Here is a 228-nt window from a genome sequence, read left to right as displayed (position 1 = left end):
CGGCTTCGGCCGCGCCCTGGATGGCGTCATAAGTGCTGGTCACCTCGACGGTGGGCAGCAAGGCACTCTCACCCACGGGCGCGGTGTCGTTTGCCGTCAGACCTTGTGCGTCGGTCACGGTCACGTTCACCGCCGGCAGGTTGCCGCCGCCGTTGACGTGGGCCGCGCCCGCGTCGGTCAGGGTGACGGTGCCGGTGATCGCGTCGATGGCGTAGTAGCCGTCGGCGT

General features: G+C 69.7%; 1 protein-coding gene. It reads right to left on the bottom strand.

Going from position 1 to position 228, the window contains the following annotated elements; translation table 11 throughout:
- Positions 1-228, bottom strand: a 228-nt coding sequence (locus HW452_RS17490) for a hypothetical protein (RefSeq protein WP_224107358.1), incomplete at both ends; no start/stop codon positions are given.

This window comes from Vreelandella aquamarina (assembly GCF_020075495.1).
GTDB classification, from domain to species: Bacteria; Pseudomonadota; Gammaproteobacteria; order Pseudomonadales; family Halomonadaceae; genus Vreelandella; species Vreelandella aquamarina_A.
This window is presented reverse-complemented; position numbering and strand designations above follow the sequence as displayed.